The organism is Pararhizobium gei, assembly GCF_029223885.1.
In the GTDB taxonomy this organism is placed as follows: domain Bacteria; phylum Pseudomonadota; class Alphaproteobacteria; order Rhizobiales; family Rhizobiaceae; genus Pararhizobium; species Pararhizobium gei.
Map to the genome: position 1 here is coordinate 2538345 of NZ_CP119409.1, position 14930 is coordinate 2553274.

Below are 14930 nucleotides of genomic sequence, written 5' to 3' on the forward strand. Positions count from 1 at the left end.
TGGCAAAGCCGCCGCCGCGGCTTCCTGCTTTGAACAATATCATTCATGGACCGGACTGCGCCGGTCCTCCTCGCGGACGATCGAACGCGCCCGCTTGCCGCGGAAATAGGACTTTACCCAGTCATCGTCACAGACGAGCATGTCCTCGATCGTGCCTTCGACAAGCACCCTCTTCTGCCCTAGCACGGCGATGCGGTCGCAGACGGAAAACAGACTGTCGAGGTCGTGAGTCACCATATACACGGTCAAACCCAGGGTGTCGCGCAGTTTGGCGATCAGGTTGTCGAACTCGGCAGCGCCGATCGGATCCAGGCCGGATGTCGGTTCATCGAGGAAAACCAGGTCCGGGTCGAGCGCCAGCGCCCGGGCGAGAGCGGCGCGCTTGATCATGCCGCCGGACAGTTCGGACGGATATTTGTCGGCCGCCTCCGGCGCCAGACCGACCATTTCGATCTTCAGCCTTGCAAGCTCGTCCATCAGGTTTTGCGGCAGGTTCAGATATTCGCGCATCGGCACCTGAATGTTTTCCTTCACGGTCAGCGAAGAAAACAGCGCTCCATGCTGGAAGAGGACGCCGAGCCGCATGTCGAGATCGATACGCTCCTCATCGGTGACCGCGTCATATTCCGAACCGAGGATCATGATGGACCCCGAACGGCGGGGAAGCAGACGCAGAACCGTGCGCATCAGAACCGATTTACCCGTCCCGGACGCGCCGACGAAGCCGAGGATTTCCCCGCGGTATATGTCCAGGTTGAGCTTGTCGAGAACGACATTGGAGCCAAAGGCAACCGTGAGATCCTGGACGGAGAGCACGATTTCCCGCTCGCTCCCGCCATCATTTGGCGCAACGCCCGGTTCTGTCCTGTTTTCCATGTCCACAGCGTTAGCCTTTTCCATCAGAAGTCGATCGACGCGTAGAAGATGGCAAAAAGGCCATCGACCAGAATGACCACGAAAATGGATTTCACCACGGATTGCGTCACATGCTTGCCGAGCGATTCGGCGCTGCCCCCCACTTTAAGCCCTTCCACGGCGGCAACGACGCCGATGATCAAAGCCATGAACGGCGCCTTGATCATGCCGGCCAGCACCGAGGAAAAATCGACCGCCTCCTGCAGGCGGGCGAGAAAAGTGGAAAACGTAATGCCCGAATAACTCCACGTCACCACGGCAGCCCCGGTCAGCGCCGAAAAATTGGCGATAATGGTGAGAAGCGGCAAGGCGACCGTCAGCGCCACGAGCCGGGGGAAAACGAGAACCCCGACAGGGCTCAGCCCCATGACCTTCAGCGCGTCGATTTCCTCGCGCATTTTCATCGAGCCGACTTCGGCAGTGATCGCGCTGCCCGAGCGGCCGGCGATCATGATCGCCGTCAAAAGCACGCCGATCTCACGCAATTGCAAGATACCGACGAGATCGACGACGAACAGTTCGGCGCCGAAATAGCGCAGCTGAAAGGCGCCCTGCTGGGCAATGATCGCGCCGATTAGGAAGGACATCAGCGTGATGATCGGCACCGCCTGCACGCCCATCTTGTCGATCTGGTTGACGATGGCGGCCGGCGACAGGCCGCTATGGCGCCCAAGCTTTAGCTGTGCGCCGCGCACGGCCGAGCCGAGAATGAACATGGCCGCGATCGTGTCTTCCCAGGTGGACGTAACGGCCCGGCCGATGGGCGAGAAAATCCGCGCAAAGGCCGATTGACGCTCATCGTTTTCGTTGCGCGGCTCTGGAAGGTGCTCCGGCAGAGCCTTGAGCAGCTCCAGATAGCGCGGCTTGTCGCTGATAAGTTCGGTATCGCCAAGCTTCGCCTTGAAGCGATGGATGATCCAGGCGCCCGCCGTATCGAGAGCGGTAATGCCGCTAAGATCTATTTTTGCGGACGATCCTGCCTTGGCGCTCATGCCGTCGAGGCGTTCGGTCACAAAATGCACGGAAGCGCTGCGCCAATCCCCGACCAGCCGATAAATGGGACGTCCACCCTCTCCGGCTTCGTCGAGTTCCACGTCGGTTTTGGCTGTCACTTGCGAGGGCGTCACGTCTGCTGGATCTTCCGGGGATGGCTGCATCTGATAAAAGGTGAGCGACTCATAGCCGTTCGGGCCGCTTCTGTCACCGATTCAAACGGTTCTGTACCATTCCGGCTGCGGCTGAGATAAGCTTGCCACAGGAGAGGCCGATGAAAAGCTCGCTTAAAGTAGCCGTCGAACATTTCCCGATCGCGGGAAGCTTCACAATTTCACGCGGCAGCAAGACCTCCGCTTCGGTCGTCACCTGTGAGATCGGAACTGGCAATAATAGCGGCAGGGGAGAATGCGTTCCCTATGGCCGCTACGGCGAAACAATCGATAGCGTGGTGGCGGAAATCGAGGCCGCCCGCGTCGCAATCGAAGCAGGTATCGATAGGCCGGGCTTGCTGGCGGCCATGAATCCGGGCGCGGCGCGCAACGCCGTGGATTGCGCGCTCTGGGATCTCGCCGCGAAATCCACCGGCCGCCCCGCCTTCGCACTGGCCGGGCTTTCCGATCCCCTGCCCCTGACGACCGCCTATACGATCTCGCTCGGTGAGCCCGACATCATGGCGGCACAGGCGGCGGCGCAGAGCCATAGGGCGCTTTTGAAGGTCAAGGTGGGAACCGCCGACGACACGTCCCGCATCCGCGCCGTGCGCGCAGCAGCGCCCGGCAGCGTCCTCATTCTCGACGCCAACGAGGGCTGGACCGAGGACAATATCGCCGCGCATTTCGCCGTCTGTGTCGAAACGCGCATCGCGCTGATCGAGCAGCCGCTTCCGGCCGGGCGCGATTCGGCCCTGGCCTCCATCGCCCGCCCCGTTCCGGTCTGCGCCGACGAAAGCGTCCATAAGACCGACGACTTGTCGGAACTCGCAGGGCTCTACGACGCGGTGAACATCAAGCTCGACAAGACCGGCGGCCTCACGGAAGCGTTGCGCATGCGGGACGCCGCCCGGGCGCTTGGCCTGAAGATCATGGTCGGCTGCATGGTCGGAACGTCGCTGGGCATGGCGCCGGCCGTGCTTCTGGCTCAGGGCGCGGATTTCGTCGATCTCGACGGCCCGCTGCTTCTGGCCCGCGACCGGGAACCCGGCCTGCGCTACGATGCCTCGCTGGTCTATCCGCCGCGTCCGGATCTCTGGGGCTGAAGCATCCAGGCGGCCAAAGCGGCGCCGCATCCGGCCAGGGCGACGACGGACATGGAATAGAACCCGTCCACGCCGAAGCGGGTGTAGAAATAGCCCGAGGTAAAGGTGAAAATCGCCGTGAAGACCCCAGTATAGAAGAAATAGAGCCCCTGCGCCGAGGCCTCCTGCTCCTCCGGCACGCGCTGAACCAGCATGTTTTGCATCCCCGTGTGCATGATCGCATAGGTAAAGGCGTGAAAACACTGGAGCGCGAAATAACCCCAGAAGCCGATATCCATCGGGAAAATGACCCAGCGGACGACGGCAAGCCAGCAGCCGGTGAAGATCATCGTCCACAGGCTGAAGCGCCGGATGATCATCCGGGCGCAAAAGAACATTGCGACTTCGGCAGCGACGCCGGCGCTCCAGAGAAGCCCGATCTCGGTGCCGCTGAAGCCGATATGCTGCCAGTAGATAGCCGAGAAGGCGAACAGCATCGCATGACTGCCGTTGATCAGCGTCACGCCAACCAGGAGCAGTTGCAGATCGGGTTTTCTGAGTGCTTTCGGCGGCGCCTCGGTCAGGGTCGTCAGTGTCGAGGGACGGCGCGGGCGCCCGACGCGCGGGGCGAGAAAGGTGAGCAGGATCATCAGCGCGAAGCCGCCCGCCATGGCCGGCAGCACCATCCCGCCGCCATAGATGCCGATCAAGGCGCCGCCCAGCATCGTCGCACCGATGAAGGCGATCGATCCCCACAGGCGCATCATCGCGTAATCGAAACCCCAGCGCCGCACACCGGTCAGCGCGATCGCCTCGACGATCGGCACATAGGGCGAGTAAACCGCGCCCTGCAGCGCATAGATGATGAGCACGCACCAGAAACTGGGGGAAACGAACAGCGCAAGCGCCGTGAAAAACGAGAGAACCGCCGACCAGATCAGCACTTCCGCGCGCTCGCCGATCCTGTCCGCAAGGACGCCGACCAGCGGAGCGGTCACCACGCGCACGAACATCGGCACGGACAGGATGATGCCGATTTCCAGATCGTTCAACGACAGCGTACTCAGCCACACCGGAAAATACGGCATTGCAAAGCCATTGACGATCAACGGCGCACAGAAAAGCAGGGCAATGCGCGGCACGAAATAAGCCGGCGCATCCTCGCGATAGGAAGGCGGAGACGCGGGAATCATGAAGGGACCTATGAACGAAGCCCGACGATTACCACGACGACTTGAAGCCGCACCATAAGCGAGATTTCACGACAGCCCGGAAGGCGGATTTTTAAGCAGCCTGTTGCGAAAGTGCCCGTGCCAGCAAAGTGTCGATGGCAACGCCCTCGTCGGGCGCGGCGGCGACACCGCTCAACTGCCGCCAGGTGATCAATTCCATGCGCCCGTCGTGGTGCTCGACCACAGCCGTGCAGCTTTCCACCCAGTCGCCCGTATTGATGTAGCGAACCCCGTCGATATCCTCGATCACTGCGTGATGAATATGGCCGCAGATCACCCCGTCGGCGTTTTCTTTACGCGCCTCTTCGGCGACGACGCGCTGGAACTCGCCGATGAAGTTGACGGCATGCTTGACCTGCAGCTTAGCCCAGGCCGAAAACGACCAATAGGGCATGCCGAGCCGCCGGCGGATCGCCGACAGGCCGATATTGATGACGATCGCTGTGTCATAGGCCCAGTCGCCGAGATAGGCGAGCAGGCGCGCATTGCGCACCACCACGTCGAACTCGTCGCCGTGCAGGACGAGATATCGCAAGCCATCGGCGCTCTCGTGAATATAGCGCTGCGCAACCTCTATGCCGCCGAAATGAACGCCGGGAAAATCCCTCAGGAATTCGTCGTGATTGCCGGGAATGTAGATGATTCGGGTTCCCTTGCGCGCTTTGCGCAACAGTTTCTGGACGACGTCGTTGCAGGATTGCGGCCAGTACCAGCTGCGCTTTAGGCGCCAGCCATCGACAATGTCGCCCACCAGCACGATGGTCTCGGCGTCGGTGACGCGCAGGAAATCGAGGAGATAGTCCGTCTTTGCAGCTTTCGATCCCAGATGAACGTCTGATATGAAGATTGTCCTGAAGCGGCTGACGGCTTGATCTTTCTCGGTCATGTTGCCTCACGGGTCTGTCGGGCTTGTTTCGATCCTGTCAAAATCAGACTCTTGTTTCAGGAGAATGACAGCCGGCGCGCGCGCGCCGCCATGCTTTGCGCCGGACAGGACTGCAACCGCTCGCGAACCGACCGTTCGAAACTATACGCCACGAAATTTTCGTGCAAAAAGAGCCGCCACGACAAGCGAGGAACACGATCATGAGCAGTGGCGACAAAACCAGGAACCCCACGGTTCCCGCAAGCGGCGATCTGGACGAGCAAGCCCTGTTCTTTCATCGCTATCCGCGCCCCGGCAAGCTCGAGATCCAGCCGACCAAGCCGCTGGGGAACCAGCGCGACCTGGCGCTCGCCTACTCGCCGGGCGTGGCGGCACCCTGCCTCGCCATTCGCGACGATCCGTCGAAAGCTGCCGATTACACGGCCCGCGCCAATCTGGTTGCCGTCATATCCAACGGAACGGCGGTTCTCGGCCTTGGCAATATCGGTCCGCTCGCCTCGAAGCCGGTGATGGAGGGCAAGGCCGTCCTGTTCAAGAAATTCGCCGGCATCGATGTTTTCGACATCGAGATCGATGCGCCCGAGGTCGACCAGATGGTCAATGTCGTTTCGGCGCTCGAGCCGACCTTCGGCGGCATCAATCTGGAAGACATCAAGGCGCCGGAATGTTTCGAGGTCGAGCGCCGTCTTCGCGAAAAGATGGATATTCCCGTCTTCCACGACGATCAGCACGGAACGGCGATCATCGTCGCGGCGGCCGTCCTGAACGGTCTGGAGCTAGCCGGCAAGGATATCGCCAAGGCGAAGATCGTCGCATCCGGCGCGGGTGCTGCGGCGCTTGCCTGCCTCAACCTGCTCGTCACACTTGGTGCGCGGCGCGAAAACATCTGGGTGCACGACCTCGAAGGCCTCGTCTATATCGGCCGCGAAGTGCTGATGGACGAGTGGAAGTCGGTTTATGCCCAGGACAGCGACAACCGCGTTCTCGCCGACAGCATTGCCGGTGCCGACGTGTTCCTTGGCCTGTCCGCTGCCGGCGTGCTGAAGCCCGAGCTTCTCGTGCAGATGGCGGAAAAACCGCTGATCATGGCGCTCGCCAATCCGAACCCGGAGATCATGCCGGAGCTTGCCCGCGCTGCCCGCCCGGACGCGATGATCTGTACCGGCCGCTCCGACTTTCCCAACCAGGTCAACAATGTCCTGTGTTTCCCCTATATCTTTCGCGGCGCGCTGGACTGCGGTGCCCGCACGATCAACGAGGAGATGAAGATGGCCGCGGTGCGCGCCATCGCGGCGCTCGCCCGCGAAGAACCGTCGGACGTCGCCGCCCGCGCCTATTCCGGCGAAACCCCCGTCTTCGGCCCGGACTACCTCATCCCCTCGCCCTTCGACCAGCGGCTGATCCTGCGCATCGCGCCGGCCGTGGCGAAGGCTGCGGCCGAAAGCGGCGTCGCCAACCGGCCGATCGCTGATTTCGACGCCTATCTGGATCAGCTCAACCGCTTTGTCTTCCGCTCCGGCTTCATCATGAAGCCGATCTTCGTCGCCGCCAAGAATGCGCAAAAAAACCGCGTGATCTTTTCCGAAGGCGAGGACGAGCGCGTTCTCCGCGCCGCCCAGGTGCTTCTCGAGGAAGGCACTGCCCGTCCCATCCTGATCGGTCGCCCGCAGATCATCGAGACGCGCCTCAAGCGTTATGGGTTGCGCATCCGTCCCGATGTCGATTTCGAAGTCGTCAACCCCGAAGGAGACCCCCGCTATCGCGGTTACGTCGATGAATATTTCGCGCTGGTCGGCCGCCTCGGAGTCATTCCGGAAGCCGCACGAACCATCGTCAGAACCAACCAGACGGTGATTGGCGCGCTTGCCGTTCGCCGCGGCGACGCCGACGCCCTGATCTGCGGTGTCGAAGGCCGCTACAGCGCCCATCTGCGCGCGGTCTCCCAGATCATCGGCAAACGCGACGGCGTTCTCGACTTCTCCGCACTCAGCCTTCTGATCTCCCAGCGCGGCGCGACGTTCCTCACCGATACCTACGTGACCTTCAACCCGACGGCCGAGGAAATTGCCCAGAATACCGTGATGGCTGCACAGGAAATCCGCCGTTTCGGCATAACGCCGCGCGCAGCACTTGTGTCGCATTCGAATTTCGGATCACGGGACTCAGAGAGCGCCTTCAAGATGCGCCGGGCCATACAGTTGGTGCGGGAACTGGCGCCGGATCTGGAGGCGGACGGCGAAATGCATGGCGATTCCGCCATATCCGAAATCCTGCGCAAGCGGGTCATGCCAGACAGCACGCTGCACGGCGAGGCGAACCTGCTTGTCTTCCCCAATCTTGACGCCGCCAATATCACGCTGGGCGTCGTCAAGACCATGACGGACAGCCTTCATGTCGGCCCGATTCTGCTTGGCACGGCGTTGCCCGCTCACATCCTGTCGCCGTCGGTGACCTCGCGCGGTGTCGTCAACATGGCGGCCCTTGCCGTCGTCGAAGCCTCCTACCCGGCTTGATTTCTTCCGGGCGGTCCCTGTGGCTGCCCGGTCTGTTCCAGCCACCGGTGCCGGCGTTGCGGCACTTCCGCCACGCACAAAAATTATCCGGCTCTCGCGTTAACGCTGAAAGCCGAAGCGCATTGTGCGGGCATGGATTGGCGCTATGATGAACTCGGGTGGACATGCAGCGCAACCCTGCTTGCTCCGTCCGGTTTTCGATAGGCGAGAGAATATGATGATCCGTTCGCTTCGCGCGGCGGTGCTGATGGCGCCGCTTGTCATGGTCATGACGACCGCAGCCGACGCTTCGACGGTATGTGAGCGGCTGAACGCGCAACTGTCCAATTTGCCCCGGACGATTGGCTGGAATACCAGTCTCAGGGACTATTCCGGTGCGATTTTCCGCCAGAACCTCGACATCCGCAAAGCGCGCAGCGAGCGCCGCAGCCTCGGCTGCAGTTCCGGCAGCGTGATTATCGTCAATGGCTACAACGAGGAAGCCTGCGCTGCCATTGAAGGCAGCATCGCCCGCATGGAGGCGGAACTCGACGATCTGAAGGCCCGTCGCGAAGAGGTCGCCACAGGCGGCGAAACCGACATGGTCCGCCGGCGCATTCTGGCGGCGCTCGAAACCCACGGCTGCGCCGACGAACAGGACCAGTTGTTAAGCGCAGCGGCAGAACAGCCGGAAACCCACCGCAATATCATCGAAGATTTGCCGCCGATCGGCGAGGATCGGCCGATATTGCGCGGCAGCAGCGACATTGTCGATTTCAGCCTCGATGGCGAAGCCTATGACGGAAATCTTCGGACCATGTGCGTGCGCACCTGCGACGGCGCTTTTTTCCCCATTTCATCGAACGCCTCGCCTGCGGACTTCCAGCGCGATGCCGAGGCCTGCCAGCGGCGCTGCCCCGGCACCGAGACGGCGCTTTATTACCATGTGCTGGAAACCGAAGAAGCCGACCAGATGATCTCTGCTGCAACAGGCGAACCCTATGCCGACTTGCCGACCGCCTTCATCTACAAGACCCGTGATGTGAGCCGACCCGGCCAATGCGGCTGCGCGCCGGTCAAGCCTGTTGTCGCCAACCAGAGCACACCGTCGCAGAAGAGCATCGTGCAGATCAGGACGCGCCAGCCGGACAAGAAGCAGGTTCAGCCGATCATTGCCGAGCGCCCCTACGACCCCGCCAACAGCAAGGTCAGGGTCGTCGGCCCGAGCTTCCTTCCAGCCCAGGAATCGGCCATAGACCTCAGGCATCCCACCGGGCCGGGCTACCAGCAATTGCAAACCAACTGAACTTGAGGCTTGCCCCGGCCGTTTCGTCCGGCAATGTCGGGACGCTCAGAGAGCGGCAACCGGATGCGGTGACCCGTCATAGGCGCCCCAGATCGACTGGTCGAAACAGATCATCGATCCCGTCATCAGCCCAGATTCGGTTGAGGAAAGATAGGCACAGGCGCGCGCCACCTCGGCAGGATCGACCAGCCGCCCGAAGGGCTGGCCCGCCGCCGCCGCCTCCAGCCAGTCGGAGGGGGCGCCGTGAAATTCGCGCTGGATGCGGTCCTCGCCTTCCGACGCCATCCAGCCGATGTTGAGGCCGTTCACCCGGATGCGATTGCGCAGAACCGCATAGGCGGTGTTTTTGGTCAGGGTCTCCAGCGCACCCTTCGAGGCGCAATAGGCGGCGATGAACGGCTGGCCGGCCATGGCCGACATCGAGCCAATATTGACGATCGTGCCCTCCGTTTTCTCCCGGCGCATGAGTTTGATCACCTCCTGCATCAGGAAAAACGGGGCGCGCACGTTGATGGCGAACATCCGGTCGAAAAGGGCCGGCGTCGTGTCGAGGATCGTGCCGCGATCGGTGATCGCCGCCGCATTGACCAGCGCGTCGACGCGCCCGAAGGCCTGATCGCATGCAGCCACGACCTTGCTCGCGTCTTCGACATCCGAGAGATCGGCCGGGACATAGATGACCCTGGTTCCGGTCGCGTTGCCGATCTCCGCTGCCTTGGCCTCGCCCTTGACCGCGTTACGGCCGCAAATGACGATGCCTGCCGCACCGCGCTCGGCAAACAAAGCGGCGATGGTTGCGCCCAGACCTTGCGTCCCGCCTGTGACGATCGCGATCTTGCCATCGAGCCGACCATGGTCCGTGCTCATTGTATCCTCCCTGTCCTTTTGTTTGCGCCATAGCGTCCGGCGCCACGCAGGCGGCCATTGGCCGCCTCGTCCGTTCAACTCAGCTTTTTGTCGGCTTGCTCCGCCAGCGCCTGTTCGAAGGCATCCGCCGCCCACCCGCCGTCGAGCGCCTCCCGCATCAATTGTGCCTGCGTCTTCGGTGCGAGCCCGCCGATGGGTGGATCTCGATCGAGATTGGTGGGGAAGGAATACCCTTCCGCACAGGCTGCAATGGCATTCTGCGCCTCCCACACCGTCAGTCGTTCGTCAGCCAGCATGGTCTTTATAGCGGGATAGAGCACCGTGCTCATGCGCCCGCGATTGACCGTCTCCATGGCGCGGCCAAAGGCCGACGACACCTGCAGCAGGTTTGCCACCCGCTTGATATTCGCCGACCGGTTCGTGCCGGCGGCATGGAAGAGTGCCGGATTGAAGAAGACCAGATCGCCCTTTGACAGCGGCAACTGCACATGGTTGCGGTCGAAATAGTCGGAAAATTCCGGCCGCTTCAACGCGAGATAGCCGGGAACATAGGTCTGGCTATAGGGCAGGAACAGCGTGGGTCCGGTTTCGATCGGCATATCGCAATGGGCGACCGCCCCCTGCAGCGTCAGCACGGGCGACAGCCGGTGCACATGGGCCGGAAACCGTTCGATGATCGCTGGCGACTGGAAGCCGAGATGATAATCGCGGTGCGCCGATTGCGCCGCCCCGCCCGGATTGACCCGGTTCACCTGCGCCGTCATCTGGTAGCTCGGTCCAAGCCAGGCTTCGCTGGCAAGCGAGATAAGGCCGTTGCCGAAATAGGCGGCAAAATTTTCCGGATCTTTCAAGCAATGCTTTTCCAGCGAGTTCCAGATCCGGTCGTTCGCACCGGGCTTGGCAAAATGGTCGCCGCCGCCGCTATCGGTGCGACGCTGCTCCTCGATGATGGCTTCGAAGATCGCACTTGCTCCATCGATCACCGTCATATCGGTAAAAGCGCCTTTCAGAACAATGACGCCGGGACCGGTGGCGAAGGCCTCGCAGAATTCGGCCAGCACGGCGCGCCGCCCCTCCTCGTCCGCTGCCGCGCGCAACACGTCCGCCCCGTCATAGATCAGGATGTTCTTCTCGACCGCCGAGGCGAAGGGGTAATCCGAAAGCTCTGTCGTCCGTTTCACCTCGGCCTTGAAATCCTCCAGATCGCATGCAGCCTGCGTCAGCCATACCCGGCCGGCGCGCAGTTCCAGAATATTGTCTGTTTTCATGCCGTTTTCCTCCCGGCGGTGTTGGTCGATGTCTGCACTATACGCGTCTGGAAAAGCTGATATAGAGCAGGCACACATCAAAAACTATCGGAACGGACTTGGCATTGCGCACGCGTTTCCGGTCAAAGACATCGCATTTCAGGCCGGTCTCAGCATCACGACCGTCGACCGCATACTGAACAGTCGAGAGGACGTGAGAAAAACGGAACTGCGCATGCGCGCCGACATCGGCGAATTCTCGCTGTCAAAAGACGCCCGAACTCGACTTCAGCCGATTCTTTTTTGGCCGCGTCGAAAAGATCAACGCGTTCGTCGGTCTGGTTCAGCCAGAAACGAGCGCAATGCCGCGCCTGACACGCACGAAGTCGCTGCCTTCCCGCGTTTCGATTTCGAGCGCCGGTTCTTTCAGCAAGACCTTCTTCAAGCTGACCGAGCCGTAGCGTTTTGGCTGAAAACCTGGATCGACGACGCGCAGGGCGGCACCGAGCCTGCCGAGCGTAATCCAGCCGCCATTCCCGTTCAGTTTGCCGATCGCTGCCTGGACAAGCGGCAACAGGTCAGAGCCGGCGTGAACCGATGCCGGCCTGACCGGGGATTTGGCAACTGCCTGCGACGGTGTTTTGTTCGGGGCGCTCACGACATGAAACGCGGTGCAGCTTTGTCGAAACGAAACCGACGCGCGCTCGCCGCCAATACCGATCACACGCTTCCCAGCACCCCGCAGATGAACAGCGAGCGGCGTAAAGTCCGCATCTCCGGAAACGAGGCAAAACGTGTCTGCGCGGTCGGCTATCAAAAGCTCGACCGCATCAATGGTCATACGCATGTCGCCTGAATTCTTGCCCTTCGTCGGGCTGCAGACCTGCACCGCATCAATCGCATGCAATGGGACCATTCCGAGCCAGCGGATGCCGCAGCCGCCCGCGAAGTCGCCATAGGCGCGCCGTATCGTCGTCGCGCCATGGGCGCTTACTGCGTCGAAAACCTGTTTCGCACAAGCAGCGGACAGATTTTCCGCATCAATCAAAACTGCGACCCGAGCCTGCATGATCCTGTTCCCCATTGCAACGATTACACTGGGAAGAGCATGAACTACGCGCAAGCATCGAGACACAACCTTGGCGGGATATCGTTAATGCCCTCCTAGCGCATTCGTTAGATTATGACGACTCGGGCTCGTATCGCACGAAGGCGAATGCCGTTCCATCAGGCGACCAGTTCGGAACATTGATCGTCCCCTGCCCGCCGAACAACTCGAAGAGAATGCGCGCATTGCCGCCGTCAGGGTCCATCAGCCGCAACCGCACAGTCAGGTCGCGCGGATGATCGAAGACATCCCCGTCATAGGAAATGACCAGCAGGTTTCGCCCATCCGGAGACGGATGCGGAAACCAGTCGCCATAGTCGCTGTTGGTGACGCGCTGCACCTCGGTTCCATCGGGCCGGACGCGCCAGATCTGCATGCGGCCGGTGCGGCTCGAGTTGAAATAGACCCATTGACCGTCGGCGCTAAAGTCCGGCCCGTCGTTGCGGCCTTCGCCGAAGGTCAGGCGGGTCTCGTCACCGCCTCTGACGCCGATCGTGTAAATGTCGAAAACCTGGTTGCGGATGCCGCAATAGGTCAGCGTCTTGCCGTCCGGTGACCAGCCATGCCAGTAGGACGGCCGGTTCTGGGTGATCAGGGTCGGCGTGCCGCCCTCTGCCGGCAGCGTGTAGATCGTCGAGATGCCGAATTCGGTCTTGTCGGTGATGGCGATCGTCTTGCCATCGGGCGAGATGCCGTGGTCGTTGTTGCAGCGCGCGGCAAAGCCCGTGTCGATCGTCGCAGGCTCGCCGCCGCTGACCGACAGTCGGTACAGCAGCCCGTCGCCGTTGAAGACCAACGACTGTCCGTCCGGAGACCAGTTCGGTGCCTCCACGAGCTTGTCCGTTTGCCACACCACGCGGCTCTCGCCGGTCGCGAGTGTATGGATTTCCACGGAACTGCGCATGATTCTACCTTCCTGCGATCAGCGGTCCCGGAACCGGTTGGTGATCGGATAGCGCCGGTCGCGACCGAAATTCTTCCGGGTGATCTTGACGCCCGGCGCCGACTGCCGACGCTTGTATTCGGCGATGTAAAGCAGATGCTCGATCCGGTGCACCGTCGCGATGTCATGGCCGCGCGCCACGATCTCCTCGGTGCCCATTTCCAATTCGACGAGGCATTCAAGGATATCGTCGAGGACGGGATAGGGCGGCAGCGAATCCTGGTCCGTCTGGTCCGGCCGCAATTCGGCCGAAGGCGCCTTGTCGATTATGTTCTTCGGAATCACTTCCCCAGAGGGGCCGAGCGCGCCGGGCGGCACCATGGTATTGCGCCAGCGTGAAATCGCATAGACCTGCATCTTGTACAGGTCCTTGATCGGGTTGAAACCGCCATTCATGTCGCCGTAGAGCGTCGCATAGCCGACCGACATTTCCGACTTGTTGCCTGTCGTCACCACCATCGAACCGAACTTGTTCGACAGCGCCATCAGGATCGTGCCGCGCGTTCGGCTCTGCAGGTTTTCTTCCGTGATACCCGGCTCCGTCCCCTCGAATGTTTCAGACAGGGCGCCGAGAAAGCCGCGCACGGGCTCCTCGATCGGGATGATATCGTAACGGCAGCCGAGCGCCTTCGCACATTCCTCGGCATCCTTGAACGAATCCGACGAGGTATAGCGATAGGGAAGCATCACCGTGCGCACCCGTTCCTCACCCAGCGCATCCACGGCGATCGCGGCGCAAATCGCCGAATCGATGCCGCCGGACAGGCCGAGCACGACATTCTTGAAGCCGTTCTTGTTGACGTAGTCGCGAAATCCCAGAAGGCACGCCCGGTAATCGGCCTCTTCCCGCTCCGGAATATGCGTTTTCGGGCCGGCGGCACAGACCCAGCCGCTATCGGTCCTCTTCCATGTGGATACATCGACCGCGTCCTCGAACTGGCTCATCTGGAAAGCCAGGCTTTTGTCGGCATTGAAGGCGAAGCTCGCCCCGTCGAACACCAGTTCGTCCTGTCCTCCCACCTGATTGGCGTAGATGATCGGAAGTCCGCTTTCGATCACCTGGCGCAGCACGACCTGGTAGCGGACATCGACCTTTCCGCGGTAGTAAGGCGACCCGTTCGGCACCAGCAGGATTTCAGCGCCGCTTTCCGCCAGCGTCTCGCATATGCCCATGTCGTTCCAGATTTCCTCGCAGATCGGCACGCCGATGCGTACCCCGCGAAAATTCACCGGCCCCGGCATCGCGCCCGCCACGAAGACGCGTTTTTCATCGAATTCGCCGTAATTTGGCAGGTCGATCTTGTCGCGCAGAACCAGGATCTTGCCGCCGTCGAGCACGGCGCAGGAATTATGGCGCCCGGCCGTGCCCTGGCGCGGAAAACCGACGATTACACCCGGCCCGCCATCCGCCGTGTCCGCTGCCAGATCCTCGACCGCCTTGGCACAGGCCTTCAGGAAAGCTGGCTTCAGCACCAGATCCTCGGGAGGATAGCCGGAAAGGAACAACTCCGTCAGAAGCAGCAGGTCCGCCCCCTGCCGTGCTGCATCCGCCCGCGCCTCACGCGCCTTGGCAAGATTGCCGGCGACATCGCCAACCGTCGGATTGATTTGCGCGACGGCGATGCGCAGCGTGGTCGGTGGGGTTTGTTGCTCGGTCATGGGCAGGCCTGTGTTCGGATCAAATCGCGGATGCAGTCGTATTTC

The 14930-nt window shown here is 61.6% G+C and carries 12 protein-coding genes and 1 pseudogene; 4 read left to right on the forward strand and 9 right to left on the reverse strand.

Features of this window, described 5'->3' with window-relative positions; genetic code table 11:
- Positions 1-39: 39 nt before the first annotated feature.
- Both PY308_RS12435 and PY308_RS12440 read right to left on the reverse strand, forming a co-directional pair.
- Positions 40-876: an ABC transporter ATP-binding protein gene (locus PY308_RS12435; protein ID WP_275782909.1), complete on the reverse strand. Its 837-nt coding sequence runs from the start codon at positions 874-876 to the stop codon at positions 40-42.
- Between the two features lie 23 nt (positions 877-899).
- A complete protein-coding gene (locus PY308_RS12440) occupies positions 900-2042 on the reverse strand; it encodes an MlaE family ABC transporter permease (RefSeq protein WP_434064149.1) in 1143 nt (380 codons plus the stop codon).
- 140 nt (positions 2043-2182) lie between these two features.
- Here PY308_RS12440 and dgcA point away from each other — a divergent pair, with 140 nt between their 5' ends.
- A complete protein-coding gene (dgcA, locus tag PY308_RS12445; protein WP_275782913.1) occupies positions 2183-3166 on the forward strand; it encodes an N-acetyl-D-Glu racemase DgcA in 984 nt (327 codons plus the stop codon).
- On the opposite strand, the gene PY308_RS12450 is transcribed toward dgcA, so the two are convergent.
- Positions 3136-4338: an MFS transporter gene (locus tag PY308_RS12450; RefSeq protein WP_275782914.1), complete on the reverse strand. Its 1203-nt coding sequence runs from the start codon at positions 4336-4338 to the stop codon at positions 3136-3138. The genes dgcA and PY308_RS12450 overlap by 31 nt on opposite strands.
- A gap of 91 nt (positions 4339-4429) precedes the next feature.
- Positions 4430-5263, reverse strand: coding sequence for a UDP-2,3-diacylglucosamine diphosphatase (locus PY308_RS12455; protein WP_275782915.1), 834 nt, complete (start codon positions 5261-5263; stop codon positions 4430-4432).
- A 200-nt stretch (positions 5264-5463) separates the two neighbouring features.
- On the opposite strand from PY308_RS12455, the gene PY308_RS12460 reads away from it, so the two are divergent.
- Positions 5464-7776: an NADP-dependent malic enzyme gene (locus tag PY308_RS12460; RefSeq protein ID WP_275782916.1), complete on the forward strand. Its 2313-nt coding sequence runs from the start codon at positions 5464-5466 to the stop codon at positions 7774-7776.
- 214 nt (positions 7777-7990) lie between these two features.
- A complete protein-coding gene (locus PY308_RS12465; protein WP_275782918.1) occupies positions 7991-9061 on the forward strand; it encodes a DUF2865 domain-containing protein in 1071 nt (356 codons plus the stop codon).
- Between the two features lie 45 nt (positions 9062-9106).
- Here PY308_RS12465 and PY308_RS12470 read toward each other — a convergent pair whose 3' ends face one another.
- Both PY308_RS12470 and PY308_RS12475 read right to left on the reverse strand, forming a co-directional pair.
- Positions 9107-9928, reverse strand: coding sequence for an SDR family oxidoreductase (locus PY308_RS12470; RefSeq protein WP_275782920.1), 822 nt, complete (start codon positions 9926-9928; stop codon positions 9107-9109).
- A gap of 74 nt (positions 9929-10002) precedes the next feature.
- The gene (locus tag PY308_RS12475) at positions 10003-11196 is read right to left on the reverse strand and encodes a phytanoyl-CoA dioxygenase family protein (protein WP_275782922.1); all 1194 of its coding nucleotides are present in this window, start codon (positions 11194-11196) and stop codon (positions 10003-10005) included.
- 103 nt (positions 11197-11299) lie between these two features.
- On the opposite strand from PY308_RS12475, the pseudogene PY308_RS23070 reads away from it, so the two are divergent.
- Positions 11300-11431: pseudogene (locus PY308_RS23070) on the forward strand (helix-turn-helix domain-containing protein); the annotation flags it as partial.
- A gap of 87 nt (positions 11432-11518) precedes the next feature.
- Here the strand turns inward: PY308_RS23070 and PY308_RS22970 are convergent.
- The 3 genes from PY308_RS22970 to PY308_RS12490 form a co-directional block, all read right to left on the reverse strand.
- Positions 11519-12259: an NYN domain-containing protein gene (locus tag PY308_RS22970; RefSeq protein ID WP_350339845.1), complete on the reverse strand. Its 741-nt coding sequence runs from the start codon at positions 12257-12259 to the stop codon at positions 11519-11521.
- Positions 12260-12356: 97 nt separating this feature from the next.
- A complete protein-coding gene (locus PY308_RS12485) occupies positions 12357-13187 on the reverse strand; it encodes a TolB family protein (RefSeq protein WP_275782924.1) in 831 nt (276 codons plus the stop codon).
- 18 nt (positions 13188-13205) lie between these two features.
- A complete protein-coding gene (locus PY308_RS12490; RefSeq protein ID WP_275782926.1) occupies positions 13206-14885 on the reverse strand; it encodes an NAD+ synthase in 1680 nt (559 codons plus the stop codon).
- Between the last annotated feature and the right edge of the window lie 45 nt (positions 14886-14930).